The 2,787-nt window shown below is 67.2% G+C and carries 1 protein-coding gene; it reads left to right on the forward strand.

The features are described 5' to 3' along the window. Positions 1-44: 44 nt before the first annotated feature. The coding region (gene recC / locus GY812_14390) for an exodeoxyribonuclease V subunit gamma (protein MCP4436672.1) at positions 45-2,787 on the forward strand (2,743 nt) is incomplete at its 3' end.

A 2,787-nucleotide genomic window follows, 5' to 3' on the forward strand; every position in this document is an offset into this window, starting at 1 on the left:
GGCTAAGGATACGGCCGGTCCGCGGCGTCGTAGTCTGGCGGCCGATGGCGCTTCACCTGCATCGTGCTCACCGTACCGATGTGCTCGCCGACGGCCTCGGCGGGCTGCTTGCCGCACCGCGCGCCGATCCGTTCGCAGAGGAACTCGTGCTGGTCTCCTCCCGCGGGATGGAACGCTGGCTCAGCCAGCGACTCTCGCATGTGCTGGGCGTGTGCGCCGGCGTGACTTTCCGGCATCCGCGCTCACTGATCGACGAGCTGACCGAAACGGCGGACGATGATCCGTGGTCGCCGGACTCGATGGTGTGGCCGCTGCTCGAAGTGATCGACAGCTGCCTCGACGCACCTTGGTGCGCCCCACTGGCCGGCCACCTCGGCCACTTCGAAAAAGGGGAGGAGCAGGACCTGCGCCGGGGACGGCGCTATGCCGTCGCTCGTCGCGTCGCCGGCCTGTTCTCCTCCTACGCCCGCCAGCGCCCACAGCTGCTGGTCGACTGGATTGAAGGCCGCACCGAAGACCTCGACCACGACCTGCATTGGCAGCCTGAACTCTTCCGGGCCCTGGTCGGTTGGGTAGACGCCGACCCACCACACATCCGGCACGCGAGAACCGTTGCCCGCTTGAAGGAAGCTGCCACTGACCTTCCGGCGAGACTGTCGCTGTTCGGCCATACTCGACTGCCCCACACCGAGATCGGACTTCTCCATGCGCTGAGTGCCCATCACGATCTGCACCTATGGCTGCCGCACCCCAGCGACGATCTGTGGGCCGCCTGCAAGAACGTTCACGGCACCATTCCCCGCCGTGCGGACAGGTCCCACCGCAAAGTCGGACACCCCCTGCTCGCTACGCTCGGACGGGACCTACGCGAACTGCAGCGCAACCTGCCCTTTTCCACCGACACCGACGAGCGTTTGAGCCATCCGGCCGGATCGACCGAACACCCCGATACCCTTCTTGGCTGGCTGCAGTCCGACATCGCGGCCAACGCGGTCCACCGAGAACGACGGTCACACAACGCAGCCGACCGATCCGTGCAGGTGCACAGCTGTCACGGCACCGCCCGGCAGATCGATATTCTGCGCGAGGTGCTGCTCGGCCTGCTCGCCGACGATCCGACCCTGGAGCCCCGCGACATCCTGGTCATGTGCCCTGACATCGAGGCCTACGCACCGCTGATCGTGGCGGGCTTTGGTCTCGGCGGCGTCATGCAGGGCGCCCATCCCGCCCACCGGCTACGTGTCAAGCTCGCTGACCGTGCACTCGCCGAAACCAATCCGCTGCTCGCGGTCGCCCGCCAACTGCTCGAGCTGGCCAGCGGGCGCGCCACCGCCAGCGAGGTGCTCAACCTCGCTGCGGCCGCCCCGGTCCGCTTTCGATTTCGCTTCACCGACGACGACCTCGACACGATCGGCGACTGGGTGCGCGAGGCCAACATCCGGTGGGGTTTCGATCGCGACCATCGCCACCCCTACGGTGTCGACTTCGTGCAAAACACTTGGCAGTTCGGCGTAGACCGGGTGTTGGCCGGGGTCGCGATGTCCGATGACTCACGCGCATGGCTGGATACCACGCTGCCGCTGGACGACGTGAGCAGCAACCGGGTAGAGCTGGTGGGCCGGCTCGCCGAGTACGTCGACCTGCTGGTTACCACGGTCGCATCCCTATCAGTAGCAGCGCCACTGCGTGACTGGCTGGGCGCGCTGTCCGGCGGTATCAACGCCCTGACCGCGGTGCCCGACGACGACTTATGGCAGCGCAGTCAGGTGGATCGCGAGCTGAATGATGTTCTCGCGCAAGCGGGCAGACACGCCGATATCGAGCTTCGCCTGTCCGACGTCAAGGCGCTGCTCGACCGTCATCTTGCCGGCCGGCCCACTCGTGCCAATTTTCGCACCGGCTCTCTGACCGTCGCCACGCTGGTGCCGATGCGGTCGGTACCGCACCGCGTGGTGTGTCTAGTCGGCCTCGACGACGGCGTGTTTCCGCGTGTCGGCGCCGTCGACGGTGACGACGTTCTGGCCCGCGACCCTATGACCGGCGAGCGTGACATCCGCTCCGAGGACCGGCAGTTGCTACTCGATGCGATCAGCGCGGCCAATGAGAAGTTGGTCATCACCTACACCGGCGCCGACGAATACTCCGGTCAGCGCAAGCCACCCGCGGTACCGGTGGTCGAACTGCTCGACGCCCTCGACATCACCACAGCAGCGAAGGTCCGTGACCGCGTGCTCATCGAACATCCCCTGCAGCCCTTCGACATCGACAACGTCACGCCCGGCCGCCTCGGAATGCCCCCGGGGGAGCCCTTCACCTTCGACCCGACCGCGCTGACCGCCGCCAGGATTGCCGTCGGCCATCGCGATGTGCGGCCGCACCTAGTCGGCGAGCGGTTGCCGCTCCCACCAGCCCAAGACGTTGCACTCGATGACCTCATCGGCTTCTTTTCCGACCCCGTCAAGGGGTACTTCCGTGCGCTGGACTACACGCTGCCGTGGGAGGTCGACACCATCGAGGACACCATCCCCGTCCAAATCGACGGCTTGCAGGAGTGGAAGATCGGCGACCGCCTGCTCGGTGACATGCTGCAGGGCGTGACCCCGGCGGCTGCCCTGCAGGCGGAGTGGCGCCGCGGATCGCTGCCACCGGGCCGCCTCGGCTGGCGGACTGCCCAGGAAGTCGCGGCGAGGTCGGCCGCACTCGCGGCCGCAGCGCAGCGCCATCGCACGGACGAACCAACGGCGATCGACCTCGACGTCCAGCTCAGCCCAGACCTCGGCGGGGGCA

It is taken from the genome of Actinomycetes bacterium, from assembly GCA_024222295.1.
Lineage (GTDB): Bacteria > Actinomycetota > Acidimicrobiia > Acidimicrobiales > Microtrichaceae > JAAEPF01.